Source organism: Streptomyces sp. NPDC001781 (genome assembly GCF_053596035.1).
On the sequence record NZ_JBSFFI010000016.1, the window covers coordinates 75,067 to 87,855 of the forward strand.

A 12,789-nucleotide genomic window follows, 5' to 3' on the forward strand; every position below is an offset into this window, starting at 1 on the left:
GGGGCCCTTGGACGTTCGTCAGGCGTTCCAGGTGCGGGTGCGGGCCGGGAGCCCCGAGGTGCCGGTCTGCGAGGTGCGGACGGCGAGGACCTGGTTGACGCCGATCTGGTTGCGCTCGAAGGCCAGCGCGGAGGCCGCCATGTACAGCCGCCAGACGCGGGCCCGGCCGAACCCGGCGAGCCGGGTGGCCCGCGCCCAGTCGCCCTCCAGGTTGCTCACCCAGGCGCGCAGGGTGCGGGCGTAGTGCTCGCGCAGCGCCTCCACGTCCCGCACCTCGAACCCGGCGCGCTCCAGCATGGTGACGGTGGTGCCGAGTGGGGCGAGTTCGCCGTCGGGGAAGACGTAGGAGTCGATGAAGGCGTCCACTTCGTACGCCGTCTCGTCCTGCTGGGGGCGGCGGGCGATCTGGTGGTTGAGGAGGCGTCCGCCGGGCTTCAGCAGGCCGTACAGGTCGCGGGCGTAGTCCAGGTAGCGTTCGGCGCCGACGTGTTCGGCCATGCCGATGGAGGAGATCGCGTCGTAGGGTCCGTCGCGGACGTCGCGGTAGTCCTGGACGCGGATCTCGACGCGGTCGGTGAGGCCCTCTTCGGCGACGCGCTTGCGGGCGAAGGCGGCCTGCTCCTGGGAGAGGGTGACGCCGGCCACGCTCACTCCGTGCTCGCGGGCGGCGTGCACGGCCATCGAGCCCCACCCGCAGCCCACGTCCAGCAGCCGCTGACCGGGCTTCAGGCCGAGTTTGGCGCAGACCAGTTCCAGCTTGTCGCGCTGGGCGGTCTCCAGGGAGGCGCCTCGTTCCGGGGCCTCCCAGTAGGCGCAGGAGTACACCATGGACGGGCCGAGGACGAGTTCGTAGAAGTCGTTGCCCACGTCGTAGTGGTGGCTGACGGCCCGCTTGTCGGTGCGGCGGGTGTGCAGGTGGCGCCGCCTGCGGACCTCCTCGCGCGGCGGGGCGGGCGGCAGCGGCGGCCCGACCAGCCGGACCAGGTCGCGGACGGCGGCCCGCGCGGCGGGGTCGCGCACCGTGTCGGCGAGGGAGCGGCCGCCGCCCTCGTCGTCGTGCTCCCAGAGCAGGCCGGCCATGGCGCCGAGCGCGGTGTACAGATCGCCCTCGATGTCCAGGTCCCCGGCCACCCAGGCGCGGGCCATGCCCAGTTCGCCCGGCTTGAACAGCATGCGGCGCAGGGCGCGCCGGTTGCGTACGACGATCACGGGAGCCCCGGGGGGCCCGGCCTGGGAGCCGTCCCAGGCGCGTACCCGCACCGGGAGGGGCGCTCCCAGCAGTTGTTCGGCGACACTCACCAAGCGTGACGCGGCGTCGGCCATGACGCACACCTCCAAGACGACGATCCCGGATGTCCGTTACCACGTAAACACCGCGCCGTACCCGGCACAGTCCCGCATTGGGGTTACGGCAGGGCAAAACCGGGGGCGAGGCCGGACACGCCGAAGGACCTCCCGCACCACGGATGGCGGAAGGTCCTTCGGGTCGAGCCGGGTGAGGGCCGGAGGCTTGAAGGGAACTGACCGGAGGTCAGCTCGCCTTGGCCTTCTCCTCGGTCTTCGGCGCGGCGGCGACCGGGGCGGGCTTGGCGGCCTCGTAGAACTCCTCGCGCGGGTGCTCCATCGCGCCGAGGGCGACGACCTCGCGCTTGAGGAACATGCCGAGGGTCCAGTCCGCGAAGACGCGGATCTTGCGGTTGAAGGTCGGCATGGCCAGACCGTGGTAACCGCGGTGCATGTACCAGGCGAGACGGCCCTTGAGCTTGATCTTCATCTTGCCCATGACGATCATCGCCACGCCCTTGTGCAGGCCGAGGCCGGCGACGGCGCCCTTGTTGGCGTGCTCGTAGTCCTTCTGCGGGAAGCCCCGCATGCCGGAGACCACGTTGTCGCCGAGGACCTTGGCCTGGCGCAGCGCGTGCTGGGCGTTCGGCGGGCACCAGGCGTTCTCGTTGCCCGCCTTGCGGCCGACGAGGTCGGGCACCTGGGCGTTGTCACCCGCGGCCCAGATGTAGTCGGTGCCGGTGACCTGGAGGGTCGGCTGGCAGTCGACGTGGCCGCGCGGGCCCAGGGGCAGGCCGAAGCGGGTGAGGGCCGGGTTGGGCTTGACGCCCGCGGTCCAGACGATCGTGTCGGAGTCGACCTCGAGACCGTTCTTCAGCACGACGTGGCCGTCGACGCAGGAGTCCATCGAGGTGGAGAGGTAGATCTCCACGCCGCGGCTCTCCAGGTGCTCCTTGCCGTACTGGCCGAGCTTGGGGCCGACCTCGGGGAGGATCTTGTCGGCGGCGTCGACCAGGACGAAGCGCATGTCCTCGCGGGACACGTTCTTGTAGTACTTGGCGGCGTCGCGGGCCATGTCCTCGACCTCGCCGATGGTCTCCGCACCCGCGAAGCCACCGCCGATGAAGACGAAGGTGAGCGCCTTGCGGCGGATCTCCTCGTCGGTCGTGGAGTCGGCCTTGTCGAGCTGCTCCAGGACGTGGTTGCGCAGGCCGATGGCCTCCTCGATGCCCTTCATGCCGATGCCCTGCTCGGCGAGGCCGGGGATCGGGAAGGTGCGCGAGACCGCGCCCATGGCGATGACCAGGTAGTCGAACGGCAGCTCGTACGCCTCGCCCACGAGGGGGGCGATCGTGGCGACCTTGCGGTCCTGGTCGATGGTGGTGACCCGGCCGGTGAGGACCTCCGCCTTCGGCAGCACGCGTCGCAGCGGTACGACGACGTGGCGAGGGGAGATGTTGCCGGCGGCGGTTTCGGGGAGGAAGGGCTGGTAGGTCATGTACGACCGGGGATCGACGACCGTGACGGTCGCCTCTCCGAAGCGCATCTTCTTGAGGATGCGCCGAGCTGCGTACAGGCCTACGTACCCACCGCCTACTACGAGGATCCTGGGACGCTCCGTGGTGCTCATGCCATCGAGTATCCACCCGCCCAAGGGGGGTGGCTCGTGCGCCCCTTCACAAGCATGAAGAGGGGGTGTGTTATCCTCCGCCATCCGCGTGACGCAGGTCATGTTCACAAGGGGGAACCCCACGTGATCCTGACCCGTTGTCAATGCCGCTTGAGCTGGCTTTCCGACCCCTTCGACCCCTCCTGCGGCACCCCATCCGGGACCTCCGGACACTCGCCCGAAACCCCGTCGCCATACGGTCGTGATCATGCTCCAGGGGCCGTCCGGGCCTCGAACGGGTCAATGCGGACCCCTGTGTCCCCCGCGGGGGCCGATTTCCTTGTGAAGAACTTCACGAAGGTTGTGCCGAGAGTCCCGCGAAGCGGCGTGCCGGCCGCCCCGCGGAGGCGCTCAAACGTCGTCCAGGCTGCTCAGCCGCACACTACTGGACGGTAACAAGTAGTGCGGGTGCGGGCCTCGGAGCGGTCGTGCGCCGTCAGGCGACGGACCACGCGATGCCGTCGAGGATGTCGTGCTCGCTGACCACGACCTCCTCCGCACCGGTCCGCTCCATGATCGAGAGCAGCACGAGGGCACCCGCGCCGATCACGTCCACCCGGCCGGGGTGCATGGACGGGATCTCCGCACGCTCGGCGTGCGAGGAGCCGAGCAGCCACTCGGTGATCCGGCGGACGTGGCCGCGCGAGATCCGGGCGTGGTGGATGCGTGCGGAGTCGTACTCCGGCAGCTCCAGGGCGATGGCGGCCACCGTGGTGACCGAGCCCGCGAGCCCGACCAGGGTGCGGGCCCGCTCCAGCGGCACGGTCTCGGCGGCCAGGTCCAGCGCCGCCGCGATGTCGGCCCTCATGGCGGCGACCTGCTCGTGCGCCGGCGGGTCGGTGACCTCGCCGTCGTGCACCAGGTGCCGCTCGGTCAGCCGTACGCAGCCGATGTCCACCGACCGCGCGGCGCCCACGTGGCCGTCGCCCACGACGAACTCGGTGGAGCCGCCGCCGATGTCCACCACGAGATACGGCTTCTCCAGATGGTCGCCGCCGGACAGCTCCCTGGTCGCGCCCGTGAAGGAGAACTCGGCCTCCTGGTCGCCGGTGATGACCTCCGGCTCCACGCCGAGGATGTCCACCACCCCGCGCACGAACTCGTCCCGGTTCTCCGCGTCGCGTGAGGCGGAGGTGGCGACGAACCGTACCCTGCTCGCGCCGAGTCCGCGGATGACCTCGGCGTACTCCCGGCACGCGGCGAAGGTGCGCTCGAGTGCCTCGGGGGCGAGGCGGCCGGTGCGGTCGACGCCCTGGCCGAGCCGGACGATCGTCATCCGGCGGTCCAGCTCGGTCAGTTCACCGGTCTCCGGGTCGGCGTCGGCGACCAGCAGGCGGATGGAGTTGGTGCCGCAGTCCACGGCGGCCACACGGGTCATCGCTGCTCCTGTGTGCCGGAGGCGGCCTCCGCGGCGCAGGCGCCGGGTACCACGCAGGGGCCCTTCGCCCACCACTCGGGCAGCATGGCGACGGCCTCGTCGCCCAGCGGGTTCACGCCCGGTCCGGCGGCCAGCGAGTGGGCGACCAGGACGTGCAGGCACTTCACCCGGTCGGGCATGCCGCCCGCGCTGGGGAAGCCCGCCAGCACCTCGATCTCGTCCCGGCGCCGGATGTAGTCCTCGTGCGCGGCCCGGTAGGCCGCGGCCAGCTCCGGGTCGGTCTGCAGCCGCTCGGTCATCTCCTTCATGACGCCGTTGGCCTCCAGCGTGCCGATGGCCGAGGCGGCACGGGGGCACGTCAGGTAGTACGTCGTCGGGAAGGGCGTGCCGTCGGGCAGCCGGGGCGCGGTCTCCACGACGTCCGGCTGGCCGCAGGGGCAGCGGTGGGCGATGGCCCGCAGGCCGCGCGGCGGGCGGCCGAGCTGGAGCTCGAAGGCGGCGATGTCCGCCTCGGTGGGCTCGGTGCGCGGGGTGTGGGGCGGGGGCGTTTCCATGACTGCTTCCGTAAGTGGCTTGTCGTCGGTCACCGGCGGGTGCCGGTCACTGGTCGGAGGCGTCGGACTTGTCGACGCCGTCCCAGACGTTGGCGTACCAGGGCCGGTGGGCGGCGCCGCGGTCGGTGCGGGACTGCTGGGCCGCGCCCGGATCGATCACGACGTATCCGGTCTCACCGGGCATCACATAGTGCAGCCTGCGCCGGATCTGCTGTTCGGCGTAGGCGTCGTCCTGCCAGCGGGCCTTGACGTCCCTGAGCTGCTCGACGCGGGCCCGGGCCTGCTCCTGGCGGTGCTTCAGGTCCGCGATCTCGGCACGCTGGGAGACGTACTGCCGCATCGGGTAGGCGAGCGCCACGATCATCGAGCACAGCACCAGGGCCAGCAGGGCGGCGCGGCCGGTGAGGCGGGAACGGCGGGCCTGCCGCTTGGTCTGGGAGCGGTAGACGCGGGCCGCCGTCTGCTCACCGAGCAGCCGCAGCCTGGTCGTGGTGGAGAAACGGTCCCGGTCCCTCGCGGCCATCTGGCTCTCCGCCTCCACTGTGCCTGTGCGTCTTGTGCTGTGCGCGTGCCGCTGGGCTCACACGCGCGTACGTCCCCGGACACGGTACGGGACCGGGTCCGGGGACGTACGTACGACGGGGCGGGGCCGGCTCGCGCGGACCCGCCGGGGGTCAGCCCTTGAAGCGCGGGAAGGCGCTGCGGCCGGCGTAGACCGCGGCGTCGTCGAGGATCTCCTCGATGCGCAGGAGCTGGTTGTACTTGGCGACGCGCTCGGAGCGGGCCGGGGCACCGGTCTTGATCTGGCCGCAGTTGGTGGCGACGGCCAGGTCGGCGATGGTGACGTCCTCGGTCTCACCGGAGCGGTGGGACATCATGCACTTGTAGCCGTTGCGCTGGGCCATCTCGACGGCGTCCAGGGTCTCGGTCAGCGAGCCGATCTGGTTGACCTTGACCAGCAGGGCGTTGGCGACGCCCTCCTCGATGCCGCGGGCGAGACGCTCGGGGTTCGTGACGAACAGGTCGTCGCCGACGATCTGCACCTTGTCGCCGATGCGGTCGGTGAGGACCTTCCAGCCCGCCCAGTCGTCCTCGAACAGCGGGTCCTCGATGGAGACCAGCGGGTAGGCCGCCACCAGCTCCTCGTAGTACTCCGTCATCTCGGCGGCGGAGCGCTCCTTGCCCTCGAAGAGGTACTTGCCGTCCTTGTAGAACTCGGACGCGGCGACGTCGAGCGCGAGGGCGATCTGCTCGCCGGGGGCGTAGCCGGCCTCCTTGACGGCCTCGAGGATGAGGTCGAGGGCCTCACGGTTGGAGCCGAGGTTCGGCGCGAAGCCGCCCTCGTCGCCGAGGCCGGTGGCGAGGCCCTTGCGCTTCAGGACCTTCTTGAGCGTGTGGTAGACCTCGGCGCCCCAGCGGACGGCCTCGGAGAAGGACTCCGCGCCGATCGGGGCGATCATGAACTCCTGGATGTCCACGTTGGAGTCGGCGTGCGAGCCGCCGTTCAGGATGTTCATCATCGGCACCGGGAGCAGGTGCGCGTTGGGCCCGCCCAGGTAGCGGAAGAGCGGCAGGTCGCTGGCCTCGGACGCGGCGTGGGCGACGGCGAGGGAGACGCCGAGGATGGCGTTGGCGCCGAGCGAGCCCTTGTTGTCGGTGGCGTCCAGGTCGAACATGGCCTGGTCGATCAGGCGCTGCTCGGTGGCGTCGTAGCCGACCAGCTCGGGGCCGATCTGCTCGATGACGGCGAGGACGGCCTTCTCGACACCCTTGCCCTGGTAGCGGTTCGGGTCACCGTCACGCAGCTCGATGGCCTCGAAGGCACCGGTGGAGGCGCCGGACGGGACGGCGGCACGACCCGTGCTGCCGTCGTCGAGGCCGACCTCGACCTCGACCGTGGGGTTGCCTCGGGAGTCCAGGATTTCCCGGGCTACGACGACGTCGATGGACGGCACGAGCATCTCCTTCATGGATGTGACGCGATGAGTGCGGGGCGTGCGCCGGATGGCATGCCTTGCGTCTAGAGCCTAACCGTCCAAGGGGCGCCGGCCGTCGACCGACCGCCTCGTGGACGGGGTGGGACAGGGAGACGGTACCCATTGTTCCCGTCCGGAACAAAGGGTTCTGGGCAAACCTTCCGGACGGCCGGGCAGCCGCGCCGGACCGGCATGGAACGCGCACCGCCCCGGCACGCGGGGGGAACGCGCACCGGGGCGGGGGGGGTCCGTCGACGGGACCGGAAGCCCGGGGCCGGCCTCAGCAGGATGGCCGTCCGCCGAGCGGGTCGCGGTTACTTCAGGTGCAGCATCTGGCCGGGGAAGATGAAGTCGGCCTTCTCGACGATGTCCTTGTTCAGGTCGTACAGCTTCTTCCAGCCGCCCTCGACCTTGTGCTCGGCGGCGATGGAGCTGAGCGTGTCGCCCTTGACGACCTTGTACTCGCCGTCGCCCTTCTTGACCTTGCCACCGGTCGGCGTGGTGACGGTCCTGCTCACGTCCGGACGCTCGGTGGACCGGGAGGCGGCCTGGCCGCCGGCGGCGCGGTCGGAGGTGCCGGCCGCGGCCTTGTCCTCCGTCTTGGCGTCCGTGGAGGGAGCCGGGGCGGCGGAACCGCTGTACGTCGCGCCGGACAGGCCCGTGCCGCAGACCGGCCAGGCGCCCTTGCCCTGGGCGGAGAGCACCTTCTCGGCGACGGCGATCTGCTGCCCCTTGCCCGCCTTGTCGGCGGTGGCGGCGTACTGCGTGCCGCCGTACGCGGCCCAGGTGGAGGCGGAGAACTGGAGTCCGCCGTAGTACCCGTTGCCGGTGTTGATGGACCAGTTGCCGCCCGACTCGCACTGGGCGACGGCGTCCCACTCGGAACCGGTGGCGGCGGAGGCGCTGCCCGACGCCATCACCGGGCCCGCGACGGCGGCACCGGCGACACCGGCGAGCGCGAGGACACGGACGGTCTTGGACGGGCGACGGTGCTTGCCCTTGCTGGAGAACAGCATGGATCGATCCCCTCACCGACGCCTGCGAGGTGAGCTGTCGGGTTCGGGCCGGTTGAGTTGCCCGGCCACCCCTCCCCGGTACTTCTGGAAGGCGTGGCTCCACCCCAAGCCCGTTCCGGTGTCAGCCACCGGTCCGGGCACCTACCTTGGGTCCCCCGCTCCTGCCTACGGCGCTTGACGCGACGACTGTCCCCGACGACCGCTGGCAGGATTCGGCGTTGCGGCCACGGGGGCTCGTGGTGACGAGCGGTCCCGACCGTAGACATGCCGCGCGGCGAAATTCAAAGACGATCAGGTCTTCTGAGAGTCATCCCACACTTTCGCCAAATAGGACATATAACAGTATAGCGGGGCGTCAAATGCCGCTATTCGGAGTCCTGTTCGCCCGGCACTTCCAGGGCCTGACCCGGGTCGACATGGTTCGGGTCCGCACCGACGGCCTGCTTGTTCGCGGAGTAGAGGGCTTGCCAGCCGCCGTCCACGTCAAGGGAGTCGGCGATGGAGCCGAGGGTGTCGCCGTCACGGACGGTGTAGGTGCCCGCGGAGGCGGCGACATGGCGACCGGTTCCGGCCGTGTGCTGACCTTCCGTCGCGTTCTCGTCGGCGCTGCCGCCGCGGTGACGGCCGCCGCCGAGGTCGCCGGTGTCGACGAGGCTCCAGGAGCCGCCGTCCTCCCACGACTCGTCGTCCTCGGCCGCGGGGGCAGTGGAGGGCGAACCGACCCCCTTGTCCCCGTGGCCGGCGGCCGGGGGTGCGGACGCGTCGGAGCGGGCGGCACCGGCATCCTTCCCGGCGTCGCCCGAGGCACCCTTCTCGCTCGCGTTCGGGGACGGCTTGCCGGTGCCCTTGGCGGAGGAGTCGGACGAGTGGGACGAGGGGGAGGAGTCGCCCGGTCGGGACGAGTCGGAACCATCGGACGAAGCGCCCGCTCCAGGGGTCTCGCTCGACTTGCCGGCGCCCCCGTCCGGACCGCCCTGGCTGGCGGAGGGGGACTCGCTCACACCCGTGTCGACGTCCACCGAGCCGGAGTTCGAGGTCAGTCCGGCGAGCAGGGCGCAGGTGGCCCAGTGGGTGGTGCCCTGGTCGGCGAGGATCTTCTCGGCCACCGAGATCTGCTGCGAACGGCTGGCCTGGTCGGCGCTGGCCGCGTACTGCGTGCCGCCGTACTTGTCCCAGTCGTCCTGGGATATCTGGAGGCCGCCGTAATAACCGTTGCCGGTGTCGGCGCTCCAGGAGCCACCGCTCTCGCACTCGGCGACCTTGTCCCAGGTGGTGCCGTCGGCCGCGTCGGCGCTCGCCGCCCCGAGGAGCGGGATGGCGATGGCTGACGTGGTGACGCCGGCCGCGACGAGGAGCGCCGGAGCCTGGCGGGGGCGACGGTGCCTACCGTTCCCGGAGAGCATGCGGTTGCCTTTCGTGCGACAGCGGTACGGCGTGGCGAGTGGTGCTCGGCGCCATGCTGATGGGTGAACGTAGCGTCAGACGAACACTTGTCACAAGTTCATGCCGCAGAGATCACGTGAAGATCACTTAGTTGAACATCCGTCACAGGTGGTTTCACGACGGGGACCGACCGGTGTGAACTCCACCGGCAGGGTGCGCAGTCCACGCATGATCAGCCCGCCGCGCCAGCGGAGGTCGGCCGGATCGGCCGCGAGGGCGAGGTCCGGCAGCCGGGTGAGCAGGGTGGCGAGCGCGGTCTGTCCCTCCAGCCTGGCGAGCGGGGCGCCCAGGCAGTAGTGGATGCCGTGTCCGTACCCCAGGTGCTGGTTGTCGCGGCGGCCGAGGTCCAGCAGGTCGGGGTCGGTGAAGCGCTCCGGGTCGCGGTCCGCCGCCGCGAGGACCACCAGCACCGGGTCCCCGGCGGCGATGTCCTGGCCGCCGATGGCGAGCGGCTCGGTGGCGTAACGCCAGGTCGCCAGCTCCACCGGCCCGTCGTAGCGGAGGAGTTCCTCCACCCCGGTCTGGAGCAGGCCCGTCTCCCCGGCGGCCAGCGAGAGCTGGAGGCGGCGGCGCTCGTCGGGGTGGGTGAGCAGCGCGTAGGTGCCGTTGCCGATCAGGTTGACGGTGGTCTCGAAGCCCGCGAACAGCAGGATGAAGGCCATGGCGGCGGCCTCGTTCTCGGTGAGGTGCTCGCCGTGGTCGGAGGCCCGGATGAGCGCCGAGATGAGATCCTCGCCGGGCGCCGGCTCGGCGGGGAGTGCCTGGCGCTTGCGGTGGATGAGGTCCGCGAGATAGCCCCGCATCCTCTTCACCGAACGCGCCACCCCGCCCCTGGGCCCGCCGCCGTGCCGGATCATCATCCCCGCCCAGTCCCGGAAGTCGTCCTGGTCCTCGCGCGGGACGCCGAGCAGGTCGCAGATGGCGTAGATGGGCAGCGGGAAGGCGAACTCGTGGATGAGGTCTGCCGAGCCCCGCTCGGCGAACCGGTCGATGAGGTCGTCCGTCAGCTCCTGCACCCGGCCCTCGAACTCGGCCACCCGGCGCGGGGTGAACGCCTTGCTGACCAGCCGGCGCAGCCGGGTGTGGTCCGGCGGATCGATGTTCAGCAGGTGGGTCATCAGGTCGGCCTTGCGCTCACCGGGGATACCGGTCTTCCCCTTGGCCTGCGCGGTCTCGGCGTGGTGCGCCGGGTTCTTGCTGAGCCGCTGGTCGGCCAGGGCCTGCTTGGCATCGGCGTACCGGGTGACCAGCCACGCGTCCACCCCGCTGGGCAGCTTGGTCCAGTGCACGGGAGCGTGCTCCCTCAGCCAGGCGTAGGCGGGATAGGGGTCGGCGGCGAACTCCCAGGTGAAGAGGTCCGGGGCCGGGGCCTGGGAGGGAGCTCCGGAGGTGGGGTCGTCGGGGGTGGGCTGGTGCGGCTGGGTCACTCCCCGACGGTATCCGGCGGGCCGGGGTGGAGGCGGGTCGGCTCCTTTCCCTCGGGTCTGCGGGAGGGGGGCTCTGTGCTGGTGGGGAGCCCGCGCCGGTGCGGGCCGGGCCGGCGGGGTTACTCGGTGCCGGTGTCCGGGGCGGGTACGCCCTCCGCGGTGCGTATCGCGTCCCGGTAGGTGCGGGCAGCCGCTCTCAGGGCGGCTTCCGGGTCGACGCCCGCCTGTTCGGCGCGGGCGGCCAGGTCCAGCAGTTCGTATCCGATGCCGTCGCCCTGGGGCAGGGGCACGTCCAGGCCGGCGGTGCGGACGCGGGAGGCCAGCTTGGCGGCGAGGGCGAGGCCGGGCTGGCCGAGGGGGACGCCCTCGGTGACGGAGCTGCGCTGCTTCTCCTCGGCCTTGGTGCGCAGCCAGTGCGCCTTGACGTCCTCGGGGGTCTCGGCATCCTCGTCACCGAAGACGTGCGGGTGGCGGTGGATCAGCTTGGCGACGATGCCCCCGGCGACGTCGTCGACGGAGAAGGGTGCCTGCGCGTCCTCCTCGGCGATGCGGGAGTGGAAGACGACCTGGAGCAGCACGTCGCCCAGTTCCTCCCGCAGCTCCTCGCGGTCGCCCGCCTCGATGGCCTCGACCAGTTCGTACGCCTCCTCGATGCCGTACTTGGCCAGGCCCTCGTGGGTCTGCCGGGAGGACCAGGGGCACTCGGCGCGGATGCGGTCCATGACCTGGACGAGATCGAGCAGGCGGGCGCCGGGCAGGTCGTAGGAGGCGGGCAGCAGCTCCAGTTCGGGCATCCGCACGCGGCCGGAGCCGGCGAGCCGGGCGAGGCCGTCGGTGAGGGCGGGCTCTCCCTCACCGGTGGCGACGACGACCACCGTGCGGCCGCCCGCGCAGGCGTCCACCAGTTCCTCGGCGGTCGGCGACGCCTCCGTCACAGCTGTCCCGGCCTCGCGCAGATACGGCACCTGCGGATGCGCGCCGTCCGCGCACAGCACGGCGTCGGCGGAGCGCAGCGCCTGCCAGGCGGGCCAGGACAGCAGGCCGGGGGCGACGCGGTGGCTGGTGGTGAGCAGGACGATGCGGCCGGGGGCGGATGCGGAGCTGTTTGCGTTCACGATCCGAACGTAACCCAGGACGCGCAATGGCGGGCCGGGTTATCCACAGGGGTGCAGGAGTCCTGTGATCGTATGCCCGGAACGCCGCGCGGGGCCGGGAACCCGCAGGTCGTCCGCACCGCACCGGACGTGCAGCACTCAGGTGCTCTGTGTCGCCGAGGCGTCCCGCAGCCAGGGCGTACGGGCGTCGACCCGGCTGCTCTTGGCCACGTCCCAGGCGCCGTAGCGGGGGTTGACGTCGATGCGGAGCGCCTTGGACGCCTTGGAGAGGGCGGCCCAGAACGGGGGCTGGCTGGTGTCGGTGCCGAGCTTGGCGGCGAGCTTCCGCGCCTCGATCTGGAGACCGAGGTTGTCGTCGAGGCGCTCGGGGGCGATGCCGTACTTCTGGAGCCAGGCGGACCGGAGCTGCTCGGCGCCGCCCGCCTGCTTCTGCAGGTCGGCGCGCATCCGCTGGATCTCCTTGCGGGTGACCGTGACGCCCTGGTCGCGCGCGGCGCGGTGCAGCACCCGGTCCAGGACCATGTTGTGCAGGGTGTCGCGGGTGAGGCTGCCGGTGGAGGCGAGGACCTGCTGGTACTGGGCCTGGTCGGTCACCTCGGCCCGCTGCGCCGCCCGTACCTCGTTCACCCGGCTCTCCAGCTGCGACACCGTGATCCGCTGCCCGCCGACGACGGCCGCGGCGCCCGGATGCGCGTCGTTTCCGCAGGCGGTCAGGAGCGGGGCCGCGGCGATCGCGGCGGTGAGGACCAGCGTGGTGCGACGGCGGCGGAGCAAGGGGAACCTCCTGAGGAGATTGTGCGACGGTGCACAAAGTCTTGCGGTGATCGATGTTAGGCAGCCGTGCTGCTCCGGCCAACCCATTGGACCAACGATTCACCACGAGTTCGGGCACCGCCGCGTCACTCCGCCGAGGGGCGCGGCGGGGGC

11 protein-coding genes and 1 riboswitch are annotated in these 12,789 nt (G+C 71.4%); all 11 genes read right to left on the reverse strand.

Annotation, left to right across the window (positions count from 1 at the left end):
- Positions 1-18: 18 nt before the first annotated feature.
- The 11 genes from ACWCV3_RS17030 to ACWCV3_RS17080 all read right to left on the reverse strand — a co-directional run bounded on the left by ACWCV3_RS17030 (position 19) and on the right by ACWCV3_RS17080 (position 12,636).
- Positions 19-1,323 carry a class I SAM-dependent methyltransferase gene (locus ACWCV3_RS17030; protein ID WP_451224022.1) on the reverse strand — a complete coding sequence of 435 codons (1,305 nt, stop codon included), beginning with the start codon at positions 1,321-1,323 and terminating at the stop codon, positions 19-21.
- 208 nt (positions 1,324-1,531) lie between these two features.
- Entirely contained in the window at positions 1,532-2,914 is a 1,383-nt protein-coding gene (locus ACWCV3_RS17035; protein WP_078858577.1) for an NAD(P)/FAD-dependent oxidoreductase, read from the reverse strand.
- Positions 2,915-3,389: 475 nt separating this feature from the next.
- On the reverse strand, positions 3,390-4,331 hold the full coding sequence (locus ACWCV3_RS17040) for a Ppx/GppA phosphatase family protein (protein ID WP_451224026.1): 942 nt from the start codon (positions 4,329-4,331) through the stop codon (positions 3,390-3,392).
- Positions 4,328-4,885 carry a DUF501 domain-containing protein gene (locus ACWCV3_RS17045; RefSeq protein WP_451224029.1) on the reverse strand — a complete coding sequence of 186 codons (558 nt, stop codon included), beginning with the start codon at positions 4,883-4,885 and terminating at the stop codon, positions 4,328-4,330. The genes ACWCV3_RS17040 and ACWCV3_RS17045 overlap by 4 nt, the downstream gene beginning before the upstream one ends.
- Positions 4,886-4,931: 46 nt before the next feature.
- A complete protein-coding gene (locus ACWCV3_RS17050) occupies positions 4,932-5,408 on the reverse strand; it encodes an FtsB family cell division protein (RefSeq protein WP_130338602.1) in 477 nt (158 codons plus the stop codon).
- A 151-nt stretch (positions 5,409-5,559) separates the two neighbouring features.
- Positions 5,560-6,846 (reverse strand): phosphopyruvate hydratase, encoded by a 1,287-nt coding sequence (gene eno / locus ACWCV3_RS17055; protein ID WP_451224168.1) that lies wholly within the window; start codon positions 6,844-6,846, stop codon positions 5,560-5,562.
- Positions 6,847-7,175: 329 nt separating this feature from the next.
- Entirely contained in the window at positions 7,176-7,877 is a 702-nt protein-coding gene (locus tag ACWCV3_RS17060) for a transglycosylase family protein (protein WP_451224032.1), read from the reverse strand.
- Between the two features lie 4 nt (positions 7,878-7,881).
- A riboswitch (cyclic di-AMP (ydaO/yuaA leader) is annotated at positions 7,882-8,060 on the reverse strand.
- A 182-nt stretch (positions 8,061-8,242) separates the two neighbouring features.
- A complete protein-coding gene (locus ACWCV3_RS17065) occupies positions 8,243-9,280 on the reverse strand; it encodes a transglycosylase family protein (RefSeq protein ID WP_451224035.1) in 1,038 nt (345 codons plus the stop codon).
- Positions 9,281-9,403: 123 nt separating this feature from the next.
- Positions 9,404-10,747, reverse strand: coding sequence for a cytochrome P450 family protein (locus ACWCV3_RS17070; RefSeq protein ID WP_451224038.1), 1,344 nt, complete (start codon positions 10,745-10,747; stop codon positions 9,404-9,406).
- A gap of 119 nt (positions 10,748-10,866) precedes the next feature.
- Positions 10,867-11,862: a nucleoside triphosphate pyrophosphohydrolase gene (locus tag ACWCV3_RS17075; protein WP_451224041.1), complete on the reverse strand. Its 996-nt coding sequence runs from the start codon at positions 11,860-11,862 to the stop codon at positions 10,867-10,869.
- A gap of 138 nt (positions 11,863-12,000) precedes the next feature.
- Positions 12,001-12,636 carry a SurA N-terminal domain-containing protein gene (locus ACWCV3_RS17080; protein ID WP_451224044.1) on the reverse strand — a complete coding sequence of 212 codons (636 nt, stop codon included), beginning with the start codon at positions 12,634-12,636 and terminating at the stop codon, positions 12,001-12,003.
- Positions 12,637-12,789: the final 153 nt, after the last annotated feature.

Bases quoted from the DNA above. Each gene is read 5' to 3' on its own strand.
- ACWCV3_RS17045 (WP_451224029.1), bottom strand. From the start codon at position 4,885: ATGGAAACGCCCCCGCCCCACACCCCGCGCACCGAGCCCACCGAGGCG.
- ACWCV3_RS17035 (WP_078858577.1), bottom strand. From the start codon at position 2,914: ATGAGCACCACGGAGCGTCCCAGGATCCTCGTAGTAGGCGGTGGGTAC.
- ACWCV3_RS17065 (WP_451224035.1), bottom strand. From the start codon at position 9,280: ATGCTCTCCGGGAACGGTAGGCACCGTCGCCCCCGCCAGGCTCCGGCG.
- eno (WP_451224168.1), bottom strand. From the start codon at position 6,846: ATGCTCGTGCCGTCCATCGACGTCGTCGTAGCCCGGGAAATCCTGGAC.
- ACWCV3_RS17050 (WP_130338602.1), bottom strand. From the start codon at position 5,408: ATGGCCGCGAGGGACCGGGACCGTTTCTCCACCACGACCAGGCTGCGG.
- ACWCV3_RS17060 (WP_451224032.1), bottom strand. From the start codon at position 7,877: ATGCTGTTCTCCAGCAAGGGCAAGCACCGTCGCCCGTCCAAGACCGTC.
- ACWCV3_RS17040 (WP_451224026.1), bottom strand. From the start codon at position 4,331: ATGACCCGTGTGGCCGCCGTGGACTGCGGCACCAACTCCATCCGCCTG.
- ACWCV3_RS17030 (WP_451224022.1), bottom strand. From the start codon at position 1,323: ATGGCCGACGCCGCGTCACGCTTGGTGAGTGTCGCCGAACAACTGCTG.